The organism is Candidatus Flexicrinis affinis, from assembly GCA_016716525.1.
In the GTDB taxonomy this organism is placed as follows: domain Bacteria; phylum Chloroflexota; class Anaerolineae; order Aggregatilineales; family Phototrophicaceae; genus Flexicrinis; species Flexicrinis affinis.
The window spans coordinates 563,547-578,964 of the sequence record JADJWE010000002.1 but is presented as its reverse complement, the minus strand read 5'-3'; the positions used below and the strand labels follow the sequence as shown (position 1 = coordinate 578,964).

At 64.1% G+C, this 15,418-nt stretch carries 15 protein-coding genes; 13 read left to right on the top strand and 2 right to left on the bottom strand.

What is annotated here, in order from left to right:
* Positions 1-6: 6 nt before the first annotated feature.
* The 11 genes from IPM16_11660 to IPM16_11610 all read left to right on the top strand — a co-directional run bounded on the left by IPM16_11660 (position 7) and on the right by IPM16_11610 (position 11,611).
* Entirely contained in the window at positions 7-1,029 is a 1,023-nt protein-coding gene (locus IPM16_11660) for an ABC transporter ATP-binding protein (GenBank protein MBK9123759.1), read from the top strand.
* A complete protein-coding gene (locus tag IPM16_11655; protein MBK9123758.1) occupies positions 1,026-2,048 on the top strand; it encodes an ABC transporter ATP-binding protein in 1,023 nt (340 codons plus the stop codon). Before IPM16_11660 ends, IPM16_11655 begins: the two co-directional genes overlap by 4 nt.
* On the top strand, positions 2,038-2,232 hold the full coding sequence (locus IPM16_11650; GenBank protein ID MBK9123757.1) for a hypothetical protein: 195 nt from the start codon (positions 2,038-2,040) through the stop codon (positions 2,230-2,232). The genes IPM16_11655 and IPM16_11650 overlap by 11 nt, the downstream gene beginning before the upstream one ends.
* A gap of 55 nt (positions 2,233-2,287) precedes the next feature.
* Positions 2,288-3,823, top strand: a complete 1,536-nt coding sequence (gene nagZ / locus IPM16_11645) for a beta-N-acetylhexosaminidase (protein MBK9123756.1) — start codon at positions 2,288-2,290, stop codon at positions 3,821-3,823.
* Position 3,824: 1 nt separating this feature from the next.
* Positions 3,825-4,991, top strand: a complete 1,167-nt coding sequence (locus IPM16_11640) for a DUF1343 domain-containing protein (GenBank protein ID MBK9123755.1) — start codon at positions 3,825-3,827, stop codon at positions 4,989-4,991.
* Positions 4,984-6,219 carry a beta-lactamase family protein gene (locus IPM16_11635; protein MBK9123754.1) on the top strand — a complete coding sequence of 412 codons (1,236 nt, stop codon included), beginning with the start codon at positions 4,984-4,986 and terminating at the stop codon, positions 6,217-6,219. Before IPM16_11640 ends, IPM16_11635 begins: the two co-directional genes overlap by 8 nt.
* A gap of 11 nt (positions 6,220-6,230) precedes the next feature.
* Positions 6,231-7,127: a hypothetical protein gene (locus IPM16_11630; protein ID MBK9123753.1), complete on the top strand. Its 897-nt coding sequence runs from the start codon at positions 6,231-6,233 to the stop codon at positions 7,125-7,127.
* Positions 7,128-7,178: 51 nt separating this feature from the next.
* Positions 7,179-8,054, top strand: coding sequence for an N-acetylmuramic acid 6-phosphate etherase (murQ, locus tag IPM16_11625; GenBank protein ID MBK9123752.1), 876 nt, complete (start codon positions 7,179-7,181; stop codon positions 8,052-8,054).
* On the top strand, positions 8,051-9,205 hold the full coding sequence (gene nagA, locus IPM16_11620; protein ID MBK9123751.1) for an N-acetylglucosamine-6-phosphate deacetylase: 1,155 nt from the start codon (positions 8,051-8,053) through the stop codon (positions 9,203-9,205). The genes murQ and nagA overlap by 4 nt, the downstream gene beginning before the upstream one ends.
* The gene (locus IPM16_11615) at positions 9,202-9,675 is read left to right on the top strand and encodes a GNAT family N-acetyltransferase (protein ID MBK9123750.1); all 474 of its coding nucleotides are present in this window, start codon (positions 9,202-9,204) and stop codon (positions 9,673-9,675) included. The genes nagA and IPM16_11615 overlap by 4 nt, the downstream gene beginning before the upstream one ends.
* Before the next feature lie 91 nt (positions 9,676-9,766).
* Entirely contained in the window at positions 9,767-11,611 is a 1,845-nt protein-coding gene (locus tag IPM16_11610; protein ID MBK9123749.1) for a PAS domain-containing protein, read from the top strand.
* A gap of 42 nt (positions 11,612-11,653) precedes the next feature.
* On the opposite strand, the gene mscL is transcribed toward IPM16_11610, so the two are convergent.
* Positions 11,654-12,073, bottom strand: coding sequence for a large-conductance mechanosensitive channel protein MscL (gene mscL / locus IPM16_11605; protein MBK9123748.1), 420 nt, complete (start codon positions 12,071-12,073; stop codon positions 11,654-11,656).
* A 109-nt stretch (positions 12,074-12,182) separates the two neighbouring features.
* On the bottom strand, positions 12,183-13,094 hold the full coding sequence (locus IPM16_11600) for a LysR family transcriptional regulator (protein ID MBK9123747.1): 912 nt from the start codon (positions 13,092-13,094) through the stop codon (positions 12,183-12,185).
* Positions 13,095-13,234: 140 nt separating this feature from the next.
* Here IPM16_11600 and IPM16_11595 point away from each other — a divergent pair, with 140 nt between their 5' ends.
* Both IPM16_11595 and IPM16_11590 read left to right on the top strand, forming a co-directional pair.
* Positions 13,235-14,656 (top strand): MBL fold metallo-hydrolase, encoded by a 1,422-nt coding sequence (locus tag IPM16_11595; GenBank protein MBK9123746.1) that lies wholly within the window; start codon positions 13,235-13,237, stop codon positions 14,654-14,656.
* Positions 14,657-14,662: 6 nt separating this feature from the next.
* Positions 14,663-15,415, top strand: a complete 753-nt coding sequence (locus IPM16_11590; GenBank protein MBK9123745.1) for a sulfite exporter TauE/SafE family protein — start codon at positions 14,663-14,665, stop codon at positions 15,413-15,415.
* Positions 15,416-15,418: the final 3 nt, after the last annotated feature.

Here is a 15,418-nt window from a genome sequence, read left to right as displayed (position 1 = left end):
TGATGCATGACTGACGGAAATGTCGTCCTGTCGGTAGAGGACGTCTCAATTACGTATACGACTCAGCGCGGTATCGTGCAAGCGGTCAGCAATGTGTCGTTTAACTTGCACGAAGGCGAAACGCTTGCCCTGATCGGTGAGTCGGGCTGTGGCAAGTCCACGATCGTGCTCGGTCTGATCGGGCTGCTGCCCAAGACCGGCAAGATCACCACCGGCAAGGTGACGTACCGTCGGCGTGATGGTCGCTTGATCGACGTGCTGGGCCTCAACAAAGAGCAGATGCGCCAGTTTCTGTGGAACGAATGCTCGATGGTGTTTCAGGGCGCGCTCAACTCGCTCAACCCGGTGCTGAAGATCTCCTCGATGATCTACGACACGGCGCGAGCGCACGGCATGCGCACCGACGAAGCCAAGAAGCGCGCGCTGTCCCTGTTTGAAAAGGTGCGCCTCGACCCGCTGCGTGTGTTCAACGCGTACCCGCACGAGCTGTCGGGCGGCATGCGCCAGCGCGTGCTGCTGGCAACCGCGCTGCTGCTGAGGCCACAGGTCGTCATCATGGACGAGCCGACGACTGCCGTCGACATCCTGACGCAGCGTTCGATTATCAAGGTGCTCAAGCAGCTTCGCGAGGAGTTGAACTTCAGCACGATCTTCATCTCCCACGATCTGGCCGTCGCGGCCGAAATTGCCGATACCGTCGCGACCATGTACGCCGGCGAGATCATCGAAAAGGGGCCGGTCACGGAAGTGTTTTACCGCCCGCGGCATGCCTATACGCTCGGATTGCTGGAAGCGGCCCCGCGCCTAAGTACGGGGGCCGAGGAACTGATGTCGATCCCTGGCAGCCCGCCCGATCTGATCGATCCGCCGAAGGGGTGCAAGTTCCACATGCGCTGCCGCTTCGCAACAGACGAATGCATGATCACCAAGCCGCCGCTGGAGTCGGTGATCGCCGACCCGACCCACACCGTCGCGTGCTATCACAGCGACGAAGTCCTGCGCGTGCGTCAAAAGGAACTTGCCTCATGAGCACGTCTCAACGCGCGCCGTTGGTCGAACTGAGACACGTTGACCGCAACTTCCGCAAAGGCAACGCCACGCTCAAGGTGCTGCAAGATATCAACCTGAACGTGTATCCTAACGAAATCCTGTGCTTGGTGGGTGAGTCAGGCTGTGGCAAGACCACCACGGGCAAGATCATCGCCGGCCTACTTAGCCACTCCGACGGCGAGGTCAACGTGCAGGGCCGCCCGCTTGCCAGCTACTCGAACCGGGGGGAGAAAGCCAAGCTGCGCCGGACGTTCCAGATCGTGCATCAGGATCCGTTCGCGTCGCTCAATCCGTCGCACACCATCGCCAAGATCCTCAGCTTTCCGCTGCTGCGGCACAAGATGGTGAAAAACCGCACCGAACTGGCCGCGCGCCTGCTGGAACTGATGGAACTGGTCGATTTGACGCCGCCGCAGGATATCCTCAACAAATATCCGCATCAGTTGAGCGGGGGCCAGCGTCAGCGCGTCAGCATCGCGCGTGCGCTGACCGTCCAGCCCAAGCTGATCGTGGCCGACGAAGCGGTCAGCATGGTCGATGTGTCGATCCGCATCGGTATCCTCAAGATGCTGCTGCGGCTCAAGGAAGAGCTCGACATCGCGATCGTGTTCATCACACACGATCTTGCGCTGGCGAAGTACTTTGCGTGGCAGGGGCGCATCGCGGTGATGTATCTCGGGCGGATCGTGGAAATCGGCCGTACGCCAGACGTCATTGGCAACCCTGCCCATCCATACACCCGTGCGCTGCTCGCCGCCGTGCCGGAGGCAGACCCGGACGTGACCCGCGCCAAAGAGGAACTGCCGCTGCGCAGCGAGGACATACCCGGCCTGTTGAGCATCCCGAGCGGGTGCGCATTCCACCCGCGCTGTCCGTTCTCCGTGCCCGACCTGTGCGACGCGGACGTGCCGAAACTGGCGGTCGCACGCGGATTCAATCAGGAGGCGGCGTGTGCCCCGCTTGAGCTTGGGCTTCCGCTGACGACGTATGCCGGATGACGGACTGAGCGAATCGCTCAAAGGCTTCCTGCGCATCGGCGTGTTCGTCGGCGGGGGCGGCGTGGTGCTCGCCCTGTTCCAGCCGAGAGAAAGCCCGGAGTTCGTGCTCAGTGTATGCAGCGGGATTATCGGCGTTCTGATGATCGTTGGCGTGGTGCTCGTACATCGGTTCTTCAGCCGCTGACCGCGACCTTGTGCGCGAGATGCGCTAAACTTGTAGTGAATCTAGAGGGGAACAAATGGACTCTATCGAGCATCAGATGGGGCAGCGGTTGGTTGTCGGGTTTCACGGCCTGACCGCCCCCGATTACCTACTCGAATGGCTTGACGCGGGGCGCGTCGGCGGCGTGATCCTGTTTCAACGCAACGTCGACTCCCCCGAGCAGCTTGCGGCACTGACCCGGTCGCTGCACGCGGCGGCACGCATGCCGCTGCTAATCGGAATCGATCAGGAGGGGGGTGAAGTCGCACGTTTGCGCGGCCGTTTCACCGAAGCGCCGTCCGCGATGGCGCTGGCCGCAGGCGGGGGGCAGTATGCCGAAGCCGTCGCCGGCGTGCTGGCAGAAGAGATGCGCGCGCTTGGGATCAACTGGAACTTCGCGCCGGTGCTCGACATCTCGCACAATGCGGCGAATCCGTCGCTTGGGACGCGGTCGCCGGGGGCGTATCCGCGCCTCGTCGGCGAGATTGCCGCCGCGCAGGTCGTCGGCTATCAAGCGGCACGTGTGGCCGCGTGCGCTAAGCACTTTCCCGGATTGGGCGACACCGACATCGACACGCACGTCGCGCTTCCGTCGATCGACACGCCGCTCGACGGCTTGATCGACACCGACCTGATGCCGTATCGCGCGGTAATCGAGGCTGGAGTCGCGTCGATAATGACCACGCACACCATCTTCGCCGCACTCGATCCGGCGCTGCCGGCCACGCTGTCGCCCAGTATCGTGCCGGCGCTGCTGCGGCAAACCCTCGGTTTCGATGGCGTCGTGACGACCGACTGCCTCGAGATGGGTGCGATCACCGCGCACCATTCGCCGGCCGAGTCGGCGGCGCTGGCGGCAGCGGCAGGTGTCGACTTGATTCTGTTCAGCCACACGCGCGAGGTGCAGGAAGAAGCGTACCGCGGGCTGGTCGAGGCGGCCCGCAGCGGGCGAGTCTCCGAGGAGAACCGCACCGAGTCGCTGCGCCGCATTCAAGCGATGAAGGGCGCGTATGCCATCACGGAGCCGCCGCGGCCGGAATCGATCCGCACCGAGCCCCATGTCGAGACGATGATTTCGGCGTCAAAGGCCGGTGTCCAGTTGGTGCGCGCGCAGGGTGTCGTGCCGCTTCCGGAACATGTCAGCGTTGCGCTGGTCGAGTTTCCGTCGATCCACGACAGCGATGTGTTCGACGCGACCGGGCACACCGGTCTTGCGACCCGGTTGTTGGCGCGCCGGCCAGATGCCACCGTCGTTGCGCTATCGCCCAGCCTGCTCGATGAAGACATGGAAGAGGCGCTCAGCGCCGCTCGTCGTGCCGGCGTGACGATTCTGGCGACCCGCAGCATCCATTTGAGCCCCGAGCACATCCGCCTTGCGGCAGCGGTGCTCAGCGCCGCGCACATTTCCGTGCTGGTCGCGCTGCGCAACCCGTATGACGTGGGCGTTTTGCCGGAGGCCGACGCGGCGCTGTGCTCGTTCGGCGGGGCGGAGCCGCAGCTGGACGCCGTGGTCGGCGCGCTATTCGGGGACTTTGTGCCGACAGGCAGCGCACCGGTCGCGCTTGGGGGATAAGATGACGGTTTACTTCGGCGTCGACGTGCTGCGCCGTGCCGAATTCGAGCAAGTTCGCGGTCGCAAGATCGGGCTGTTGACACACCTGTCGGCCGTCGGCGAGATGTTGGTGCCAACGTACTCGCTGCTGACAGGCTCGCCAGAGGTCGACGTCCGGGCGTTGTTCACGCCGGAGCATGGATTCTTCGGCAGCGCGCGCGAGGGCGAACTGGTGGAGAACTCGGTCGATGCCCGCACCGGCCTGCCGGTGTACAGCCTGTACAGCGAGAGCACCAAGCCAACGCGTGAGATGCTTGACGGCCTCGACTTGATTGTCGTCGACCTGCAGGATATCGGGGTCCGATGCTATACGTATGCGTGGACCCTGTCGCTCATGCTCGAGACGTGCGCCGAGGTCGGTCTCGAAATGCTGGTGCTCGATCGGCCGAACCCCCTGAACGGCCTCGTCGTGCGCGGGCTGCTGGTCGAACCGAACTGCACGTCGATGGTCGGTCGTTACGATGGTGTCGTGCCGCTTGTGCATGGCATGACCATTGGCGAGCTGGCGATGTACTACAGCTCGCTCATCCCCGGCGCCGACAACCTCGTGAAAGTGCTGGCCGCTAGCGGCTGGCGCCGGTCGATGACTTGGCGCGAGACAGGGCTAACGTGGGTGCCGCCGTCGCCTGCAATCCCGAAGAACGTCACCGTCGACAACTATCCGGGGTCGGTGTATGTCGAAGGCACGACCTTGAGCGAGGGGCGCGGCACGGCACTCCCGTTCGAGGTGGTCGGTTCGCCGGGAATTGACCCGATCGAGCTGGCGCTTCGCCTGAACATGCAGCATCAGCGCGGCGTGCTGTTCCGCCCGACGTCGTTTCGCCCGACAACCGGCAAACACGCCGGGGTCGACTGCAGAGGCGTGCAGGCGCACATCGTCGAACCCCGCATGTACGACCCGCTGCGCACGTGGTTGAATGTGATTGTCACCATTCGAGCGTACTTTCCCGAGGAGTTCGGGTGGGCTGATCCGTACGACGGGCGCTACATGTTCGACCTGTTGATGGGCAATCGTTGGGCGCGCTCGATGATCGACAACGATGCGCGCGTGGCTGACATTCTGGCCGAAGAGCGCAAAGTGTGCGCCGAATTCGAGGAGCGGCGTCAGCCGTATTTGATCTATGACTGAGATTCCACGTAGTGACGTAGAGCGCAGCATTCCTGCGCAGGCGGTCGAACAGCTCGACAGCGTCGTGACGACCGCTATCCGCGACGGTGTCACACCGTCGGCGATGCTGGCGGTCATGCACCGCGGCGAGCTGGTGTATGAAGGTGGATGGGGCTGGCAAGACCCCGAAACGAAGACGCCGATCCGGCAGGATTGCCTGTACGATCTGGCGTCGGTGACCAAGCTGTTTACCGTGACGGCATTTCTGGCGCAGGTCAGCGCGGGCAAGGCGACTCTCGACATGCCGCTGGCCGCGGTCGTGCCGGAGTTCGCCGCCATTTCGCCGCGCTCGATCGTTGACAGCTATGATCCGATCAACCGGCAGATCGTGCCGATGGACCCGGCGCACGTCGGTAAGCTCGTCGCGCCGACTTCGGTGACGATGCGCCATCTGCTCACGCACACGTCGGGGCTGCCGCCGTGGCGCCAGTTCTACGCTGTCGCCGGCCCGTCGCCCACGCCGCCGGGACAGCTTGACCCGATGCCGCGCGAGCTGCGCTGGGCGCGTATCTTCGCCTCACTGTGCACCGTCGATTTTGCCGGACTGCCCGGCGACAAGGTGCGCTATACGGACATTGGCTTGATGCTGCTGGGCGAAGCAGTCGCCCGGATCAGCGGCCAGCCGCTTGAGAATGCCATCCGCGCGCGGGTCATCTCCGCGATCAGTACACTGCCGGACCCGATCTCGTTCAACCCGGTCGATCAGCGTATCGGGCTTGATCGTATCGTGCCGACTGAATACGACTCGATCTGGCGCCGCCGTCGCATTCACGGCGAAGTCCATGACGAGAACGCGTGCGCCGCGGGCGGTGTGGCAGGGCATGCCGGGCTGTTCGCCTCGGCCGAAACGGTCGCGCGCTTTGGGCAGCTTTGGCTCGAAGGGGCCGGCGGCTTCAACATCGCGCCCGAATTGGCGGCCGAAGCCGTCCGCGAACAGGTCGTATCGAACGATCTGCGCCGGGGGCTGGGTTTCGTTATCAAGCCGCACGTCGGCGCCAACTGCGGCGACCTAATGAGTCCGGAGACGTTCGGTCATACCGGCTTTACCGGCACGTCGCTGTGGATCGATCCCCGGCGCAAGCTGGTCGTCGCGCTGCTGACCAACAGCGTCTATCACGGCCGCAGCATGCCGGGTACCTACGAACTTCGGCGGGCGGTGCACACGATTCTGGCGGAAGCGCTGTCGTAAGCGAGGACGGCATGGCAATACTTGGCATTGACGGCGGCGGGTCGCACGTCCGCGTGGTGGTGGCGGACACACAAATGAACGTGCTTGCGCAGACCACCGGCGACAGCGTCAACCCGAGCAGCATCGGCCGCGACGAGTCGGCGGCGCGTGTGAGGGCTGCCGTGCGGCAGGCGATTAGCGACGCCCACCTCGCGCCGGGAGACATCACGGCGGCGGCGGCGGGGATCGCGGGCGCGTCGGACGACCACAGCGCCGATTGGGTGCGTAACACGCTTCAGATCGAGCTGCCGGCCGCACGAATCGTGCCCAGCTCGGATTTCGAAGTTGCGCTGGTCGGTGCGGTGGGCGAGCGCAAAGGCATCATCGTCATCGCCGGTACTGGCAGCGCGGCTTTCGGCGTGTCGGCCGACGGGCGCAAGCTCAGGCAAGGCGGCTTCGGCTATTTGCTTGGCGACGAGGGCAGCGGATACTGGATGGGGCGCGAGGTACTCTCCCATACGCTGCGCGAATTGGACGGGCGCGCCGGCAAATCGGAGATTACCCCGCGTGTGCTTAGTGCGATCGGCGCGACGACGGCCGGAGATGTCATCGCGTGGACGTACCGGCAGGGCGTACAGGTTCGCGCGATCGCAGCGCTGGCCCCGCTGCTCATCCAGATCAGCGAGGAGGGCGATCCGGTCGCGCAGGGCTACGTCGCGCGGGCGGCCTCTGAACTGGCGAATCTCGTGCGCAATATCCAAGCCCGCCTCGACTTGAAGGACGGGCCGATTGCGTTCGCAGGCGGCTTGCTGGAGACCGACAACCGGTTGGTCGAGGTCTTGATGCGGCGCTTGCATATCAAGGAACGCCCGCGCCCACTGTATCCGCCGGCAATCGGCGCTGCAATGTTGGCCGCGCAGACGACATGAGCGTACGGCGCCCATCCGAGCGCCGCGTTCGACAATGGGAATTGAGGGGTAATGCTTACCGAACAGCAGAATCCGCGCACGGTCAACCTCGACCAGATGACCCCGCTGGAGATTGTGCAAGCGATGAACGAAGAGGATGCGAGCGTTGCCCGTGCGGTGGCGCTAGTCCTCCCGCAGATCGCCGCGGCCGTCGAGGCCATAACGGCGCGCATGCGACGTGGCGGGCGGCTGTTCTACATTGGCGCGGGCACGAGCGGGCGGCTCGGCGTGCTTGACGCGGTCGAATGTGTGCCGACGTTTGGCGTACCGCCTGAGCTTGTCGTGGGCATCATCGCCGGCGGCGAACGTGCGTTTGTGCGTGCCGTAGAAGGCGCCGAAGACGACGCCGACGGCGGCCGGCGTGACTTGGCCGCACACAATGCCAACGCGCTCGATTGCGTCGTGGGAATTGCGGCCAGCGGCAGCACGCCGTATGTGCTCGGCGCGCTCGAATACGCCAACGCCCTCGGCGCGCTGACGGTTGGCGTGTCGTGCAATACGGAGGCCCCGGTCACCCTGCGGTCTGAGATCGGGATCGAGGTTGCCGTCGGCCCCGAGGTGCTGACCGGCTCGACCCGACTCAAAGCTGGGTCGGCGCAGAAGATGGTGCTCAACATGCTCAGCACGGCGGTGATGGTAGGGCTGGGCAAGGTGTACGGCAACTTGATGGTCGACGTGCAGATCACCAACGCGAAGCTTGCCGCACGCGCACGCCGGATCGTCATGCAGATTTCCGGCGCAGATGAGGCGACGGCGGACGCGGCGTTGAAAGGGGCGGACGGCCACGCCAAGACGGCCATTGTCATGATTGCGCGCCGCGTGGACGCGCAGGAAGCGCGCGAACTTCTGGCTGCTCACAGCGGGCACCTGAGGGAGATCATCGGATGAACGACCTTCTGGTTGCGAACGTGCGATACCTGCACGGCGCGGACGATCGGCCGCTCGCGGGTTGGCTGCGTGTCGAGGACGGCGTGATCGTCGACGGCGGGGCGGGTGAGGCGCCGCCGGCAGGCGGGGCTGCGTCGTTGGACGGTGGCGGACTGCTGCTCGCCCCGGGGTACATCGACGTGCATGTGCACGGTGCGATGGGCTGCGACACCATGGACGCCGACCCGGACGCGCTGGTCGAGATGGCTCGCTTCTACGCCAGCCACGGCGTGACCAGCTTCTTGGCGACCACATGGACTGACACACGCGTCCGCATCGACGCCGCACTCAGGACGATCGCGCAGTGTGTCGGCCGGATGCCCGGCGGCAGTACGCTGTTGGGCGCACACCTCGAAGGACCGTACCTGAACGCCACCCGCGGTGGCGCGCAGAACCTCGACTTGATCCGCCGGGCCGACCCGGACGAAGCGATGCCATGGCTGGAGCTGGGTGTCATTCGGCTGGTCACCGTGGCGCCGGAATTCGAGGAGAACGCGTGGTTCATCCGCGAATGCAGGTCGCGCGGGATCACGGTCAGCATGGGGCATACCGACGCCACGTACGATCAGGCCATGCACGGCATCGACGCAGGTGTGACCCATGCGACGCATACGTTCAACGCGATGTCGCCCTTGCAGCACCGAGCTCCCGGCGTGGTCGGGGCCGTCATGGGCGACGAGCGCGTACGCTGCGAGCTGATCGCCGACAACATTCACATTCACCCGGGAGCGATCCGCGCACTGTGGAAGGCCAAGGGGCAGAATGTCGTGCTGATCAGCGACGCCATTCGCGCGGCCGGCATGCCGGATGGCGAATACCCGGTGGACGAGCGGACAATCTACGTTCGTGAGGGGGTGGCCCAGCTCGAGGACGGGACGTTGGCCGGCAGCACGCTCACGCTGGATCGCGGGGTGGTGAACTTCGCGCGAGCCACCGGCCAGTCGATCTACGCCGCAGCACGCAGCGCCGCCGTGCCCGCTGCCCGCGCGATCGGATTAGGCAAACGCAAAGGGGCGATCCGCATGGGCTGGGACGCCGACCTGGTGCTGTTGGACGATGACGGTGTCGTGCAGGCGACGATTGTCGCCGGAGAGGTGGTCTATCGCGCATGACTGACATGCTGGTAAAGCTCTACGAACTGCCGCCGCTCGAACCGGCGATTGCCGGGCAAGCCGAGCAGGGCATCACGATCAGGCGTGCCATCCCGCCGGAGAAGCACAACGTATTGGCGTGGATCGGGCAGCATTTCAGCCCGTACTGGGTGAGCGAGACGGATGTCGCGTTCAGCCGGCTTCCAGTATCGGTGTGGCTGGCGCATGAGGGCGAAACGCTGATCGGCTTTGCGTGTTGGGATGTCGTGGCGCGCGGGTTCTTCGGCCCGACCGGTGTCAGCGAGGCGGCGCGCGGCCGCAAAACGGGAGCGGCGCTGCTGTTGGCGGCGCTTCACGATATGCGGTTCAACGGCTACGCGTATGGCATCATCGGCGGGATCGGCCCGGCCGAGTTCTACACAAAGGTGTGTGGCGCGGTCGAGATTCCCGACAGCACGCCAAGCGTCTACGCGGGAATGCTGCGTTCGTAGGCGGCAGGCGATCGCGAATCCACGGCTTTATGCGGCCTGAGCGTGATAGGCCTTACACTAGTCACATCGTTGCATATCACGAGTAAAGCATATGGCGTGGGTTGGAGCAGCGTACACGATCCTGCTCGGGCTGTCGACAATTCTCGGCATGGCCCTGGTCGGCGTGGCACTGCGCCGCCGTAATTTGCCCGGGGGCGCGCCTCTGTTCGTGCTTATCTGCTGCATGGTTGTCTGGTGCGGGACGTACCTGTTCGAACTGCTCGCGGCCGACCCGTACAAGCTGCTGTGGTACAACCTGCGCCAAGCCGGTGTTGTGGCGCTTCCCCTTGCCGCGCTTGCGCTCGGATACGAGGTATATCGGCAGACGATCTGGGAACGTTGGCGGTTGACTGCCATCCTGGCAATCGTTCCCGTCGTCACACTCGTGCTGGGTTTTACCGGTTCGTCGCTGGTTCGTGAGTATACGGCCATCGACTCGGCATTCGGCCTACGGCTGGTCGTTATCCAACGCGGGCCGTGGGTCGCGGTTTCGGCAGCGTATTTCTACGGCGTGTACACCGCCGCACTCGTCCTGCTGATCGAATCCGTGCGGCGTGCGCTGCCCGGTCATCGCGCACAAGTTGGAATGCTGGTCGTCGCGTTGCTCATCGTGATTACCGGCAATCTGATGGACCTGCTTGCTGCCAACCCGATCGCGCCGTTGGGTTCCGGCGTGCTGATGTTTATTCCGGCGACGCTCATCTTCATGTACGGCCTGTATCGCTACCAGCAGCTCGGCATGCTGCCGATTGCCCGGGAACACGTCTTCGACGCGATTGCCGACGCCGTCATCGTAATTGACTTTGCGGGCCGCGTGCTCGACTCCAATCAGTCTGCACGGCGTGTGTTTGGCCCGCTGTGGTCGGGCGAGCGGATGATCGGGGTATCGATTGCGGAAATCGTCCGCGATTGGCCGGCGTTTCTCGAGCAGTTGGAATCTGGTGCTGCGAAGTTCGATGTCACCTATCCCGAACGACTCGGTCAGATAACGTTCGAGGTTGAAGTGACCCAACTCGCGGACATGCACGGGTTTCCCGCCGGAAGAATCCTGCTGGTGAACGATGTCACGGCCCAGCGCGAGGCGTTCAACCTCATCGCAGAACGCGAGCGGATCCTCGTGCTGCAGCGCTTCATTCGCGACGCCTCGCACGATCTGCGCACGCCGATGAGCGTGCTGCAATCGTCGGCCTATCTCACGCGTCGGCTTGCTGACAAACAGGTCGCGACGCTGGCCGGGCTGCACCCCAAGCTGCCGTCGATCTACACATCCGTGATCGAAGAGGCGATCGACCTCTCAGGCAAAATGCGCGACCGTGCCGTCGCGTCGGACGACGCTTCCAAGCGGTTGTGGTCGATCCTATCGGCGATGATCGAGCTGGCCGAACTCGACACGTCAAACGTGCTCGAACGCGAGGATCTCGATGTCAACGACATCGTCTCGGCGATCGTGAAGACGCGGTCGGACGATGCCGAGCGCCGGACGATCACGCTCGACTGCGATCTGGCCGATGTGCTGCCATATGTTAATGGGGATCGCCAACGGCTGAATCGAGCGGTTGATGCGCTCGTGCTTAATGCGGTGCAGTTCAACCGCGAAGGGGGCAAAGTGACCGTCCGAACCTACCGCGACGGACAGTCGGTTGTCGTGGAGATTGCGGACACCGGAATCGGGATCAGCCCGGCTGATCAACAGCGCGTGTTCGACCGGTTCTTCCGCGTCGACCGCGCGCGAAGCACCGAAAGCGGCGGCGCCGGAATCGGCTTGTCACTCGCAAAGGCCATTGTCGACCGGCACGGCGGCTCGATCGACCTCGAAAGCGACTTAGGGGTCGGCAGTACGTTCAAGATCAGGCTGCCGGCTGTGATTGTGCCGGAGGCACAGCCAATGCCTGCCTAGCATCCCACCTTGCGGGGCTAGGCAGGCGTATGGTGAGATGCCCTATTTCTGCTGTTCCATCGCCTCGCGCATGGCCTTCAGTTCGACCAGCATGAGTTCTTCGGTCGTCGGGGCGGCTGGTGCAGCCGGCGCTTCTTCCTTCTTGCGCTCGGCCATTTCCTGCAAGCGGTTGACGACGCGGATCATGAAGAACACGGCCAACGCGACAATCAAGAAGTTGATGACCGCGTTCAGGAACACGCCGATATTGATGGCGACTTCCGGCGACTCGCCCTGAGCAGCTTGCAGCACGATCTTGATGTCGGAGAAGTCGATCCCGCCGACGATCAAGCCGATCGGCGGCATGATCACGTCATTGACGAGGCTCGTGACGACAGCGCCAAAGGCCGCGCCGATGATCACACCGACGGCTAGATCAATAACATTGCCACGCATGATGAACTTGCGAAATTCTTGGAGCATTCTATCCTCCTAATTCGAGCCATGCGCCCGCGTGTACCACGACACCCGGGGTTGCCTGAGAATATAGTCCACTCGCCGCTTGCTTACAATATGTCGCAAGAGACCCGCACTACCGTGACCAGTGCACTTGCTCAAGCATGCGGGTGACGTTCGAAAGAAAGGCGCTGGCCACCGGGCCCGGCGGCGATGCGCTCGCCCAGATCGCGCTGAGGTGACGCTGCAGCTCGACTCCGATGATCGGCACAGCGCGCAGCAGCCCGAACGTGACTTCCTGCTCGAAAGCGTAACGCGGCAGGATAGTTGCCGCTTTGCCCCCTGCGACAGCTCGCTTGATCGACTCCACGTTGTCAAATTCCGCCGTGATACGAACAGTCAGGCCGAGCGACGCCAGTTCGCGTTCGAGCCACTGTCGCGAGTGACTGCCTCGCTGGCGTGTGATGAGCGCGGTCTGCGGTAGTTCCGACAGTTCAACCGACTCGCGATCCCACCACACGTGCTGCGGGCCGATGACCAGCCACTGCGGCACCGATGCAAGGTGCCGAACACGGACGGCAGCATCGCTGATGTCAGGCTCGCCCTCGACGATGCCGAGGTCGCATGCGCCAGCCAGTAATGCCTCGGCGATCTGCGGGGTGGTGCGCGTCATCAGGTCGATCTGCACCTGTGGATAACGCCCCTGAAACTCGGTGAGGCAGGTCGGCAGCACGTACATTCCAACCCCCGGCGTCGCGCCCAAGCGAACCGCTGCGTGGGTTGTGGGTGTTACTGTGGTCAAGGCAAGCTCGGCCTCGTGGGCAATTTGGAGGATCTGCTCGGCGTATCCAAGCAGCAGTTGACCAGCGTCGGTGAGCGCCACGCCGCGTGCGCGCCGTTCGAACAATGCCGTCGAGAACCCGCGTTCGAGGTCCTGAATGTGCTGGCTGACTCCCGACTGGGTCATCAGTAGGCGTTCGGCCGCGCCGCTGAAACTGCCAGCCTGCACGACATGGACGAAGATTTGCAGTTTGCGGAGATCGAGCATCCGCACCACTCCTTTACTATAAGTGCTGACTTATACCATCAATCACGGGCTGGGTACAACTCCACGGTGATAAATCAGGTAGTCTTGAGCCATGGACACAGAAGGTCGCACTTCGGCCTCGCTGGATCGGGAGAACACACATGATCCTTCGCTACTTCTATGACGAGCGCCTCGCGCAAGCCTCTTACTTGGTCGGATGCGCCAAGACGGGCGAGGCCCTGATCGTCGATCCCTCGCGCGAGATTCAGACGTACATTGACGCCGCAGAGCGTGAAGGCGTACGCATCAGCCACGTCGCAGAGACGCACATCCACGCCGACTACGTTAGCGGAAGCCGTGAACTTGCGGCCGCCACCCGCGCGCTGTTGTACGTCAGCGGTGAAGGCGGCCCCGATTGGCAGTACGCGTTCGGCACCGAATCCGGCGTCGTGCAGGTGATGGATGGCGACACGTTCATGGTCGGCAACGTCAAAGTCGAGATTCTGCACACGCCCGGGCACACGCCCGAACACATCGCGTTCATGATCACCGACACTGCCGGCGCCGATAAGCCGATGGGCATTTTCACCGGCGACGCGGTATTCGTTGGCGACATCGGCCGGCCCGACTTGCTCGAAGCCGCAGCGGGCGTGGTGGGCAGCGCCGACAGTGGTGCGCACCAGCAGTTCAAGACCGTGCAGCGCTTCAAGTCGCTCCCCGACTATCTGCAGCTGTGGCCGGGTCACGGCGCCGGCAGCGCGTGCGGCAAGGCCCTTGGCGCGGTCCCGTCCACCACGCTCGGCTACGAGAAGTTGTTCAGCCCGGCGTTCCAAATTGACGACGAAAATGAGTTCGTCGCGTGGCTGCTCGACGGGCAGCCCGAGCCGCCGCGCTATTTCGCGCAGATGAAGAAGGTGAACCGCGAAGGTCCGGCGCTGTTGGCCGACCTGCCGGCGATCAAACAAATGTCCCGCGCCCAGATCGACACCTTGATCGACGCCGGCGCGTTCGTGAACGATGTCCGCGACCGCGACGCGTTCGCCGATGGGCACATCCCCGGCACAATCAGCACGCCCGCGAGTTCGTCTAAGGTCTCGACATACATCGGCTCGCTGTACGACTTCCGCGCGCCGGTGGCGTTGGTCGTTCCGGACGGCGCGGCGCTGGACGAAGCAGTCATCGCGTTGCGTGGTGTGGGCGTCGATCAGATCGTCGGCGTGTTGTGGGCGAACGATCTCGGCGCCGATCTCGACACGCTGCCGCAGATGACCGCACGCGATTTGGCCGATGAGATGGCGTCGGGGTCAGCCACCGCGCTCGACATTCGGAACCGCAGCGAGTGGCAGGATAGGCACGTTGTCGGGGCCAAGCACATCCCGCTGGCGGAGCTGTACCGCCGGTCGGCAGAGCTTCCGGCGTCGCGTCCGTTCGGCGTGTACTGCGCAAGCGGATACCGGGCCCAGGTGGCGGTGAGCTGGCTTCGCGCCAACGGCTTCGACAACGCGGTACTCATGGGCGACTCCGACACGGTCTGGTCGGCAGCGCTGCCGACCGAATCCGGTGTAGAACTGCAGACGGCGTAACATCTCATGATCATCGTTGAAGTGGCGCTGGGCCTTACCATCGGCCTCCTGCTCGGCTTGCTTGGTGGCGGCGGGTCGATCCTCACCGTGCCCGCGTTGGTGTATGTGCTCGGTCAGCCCGCGCAGGCCGCGGTAACAGCCTCGCTGGTGATCGTCGGCAGCAGCTCGGCGTTTGGCGCGACTATGCGCCGCGGATCGGGCAGCCTGAACATCGCCGTAGCGCTGCTGTTCGGCCTGTCCGGCATGGGGGCGGCGTACTTGACGGCCAACCTCGCGTCCAGCATTCCGTCGGTCGTGTTGATGCTGATGTTCGCGCTGCTGATGCTGGTAGTCGGCATCATGATGATCGCGCGGCCACACATCGAACACGTCGAGGCCCCGCGCAGTCAACCCGTCAAAGTCGTGGTTGTCGGTGCGGCAGTCGGCGCGCTGACCGGCGTGCTCGGGGTCGGCGGTGGCTTCCTGATCGTGCCGGCGCTGGTGATGCTGGTCGGCTTGCCGATGTCTCAGGCGGTCGGCACGTCATTGATCGTGATTGCGATGAACAGCGTGGCGGGGCTAGCGGGACATCTCAGCGGCGCGTCGCTCGACTGGGCGCTGATCGCCACGTTCGCGTTGGCCGGATTCGTCGGTACGTACCTCGGCACGCGGCTCAATGCGCGCATCGGCGCGGGGATGCTGCGCAAGGGTTTCGCGTTGTTTGTGATCATTCTGGCGCTGATGCTGCTTGCGGACAACCTCGGCCGGCTGATGGCCTAGCCA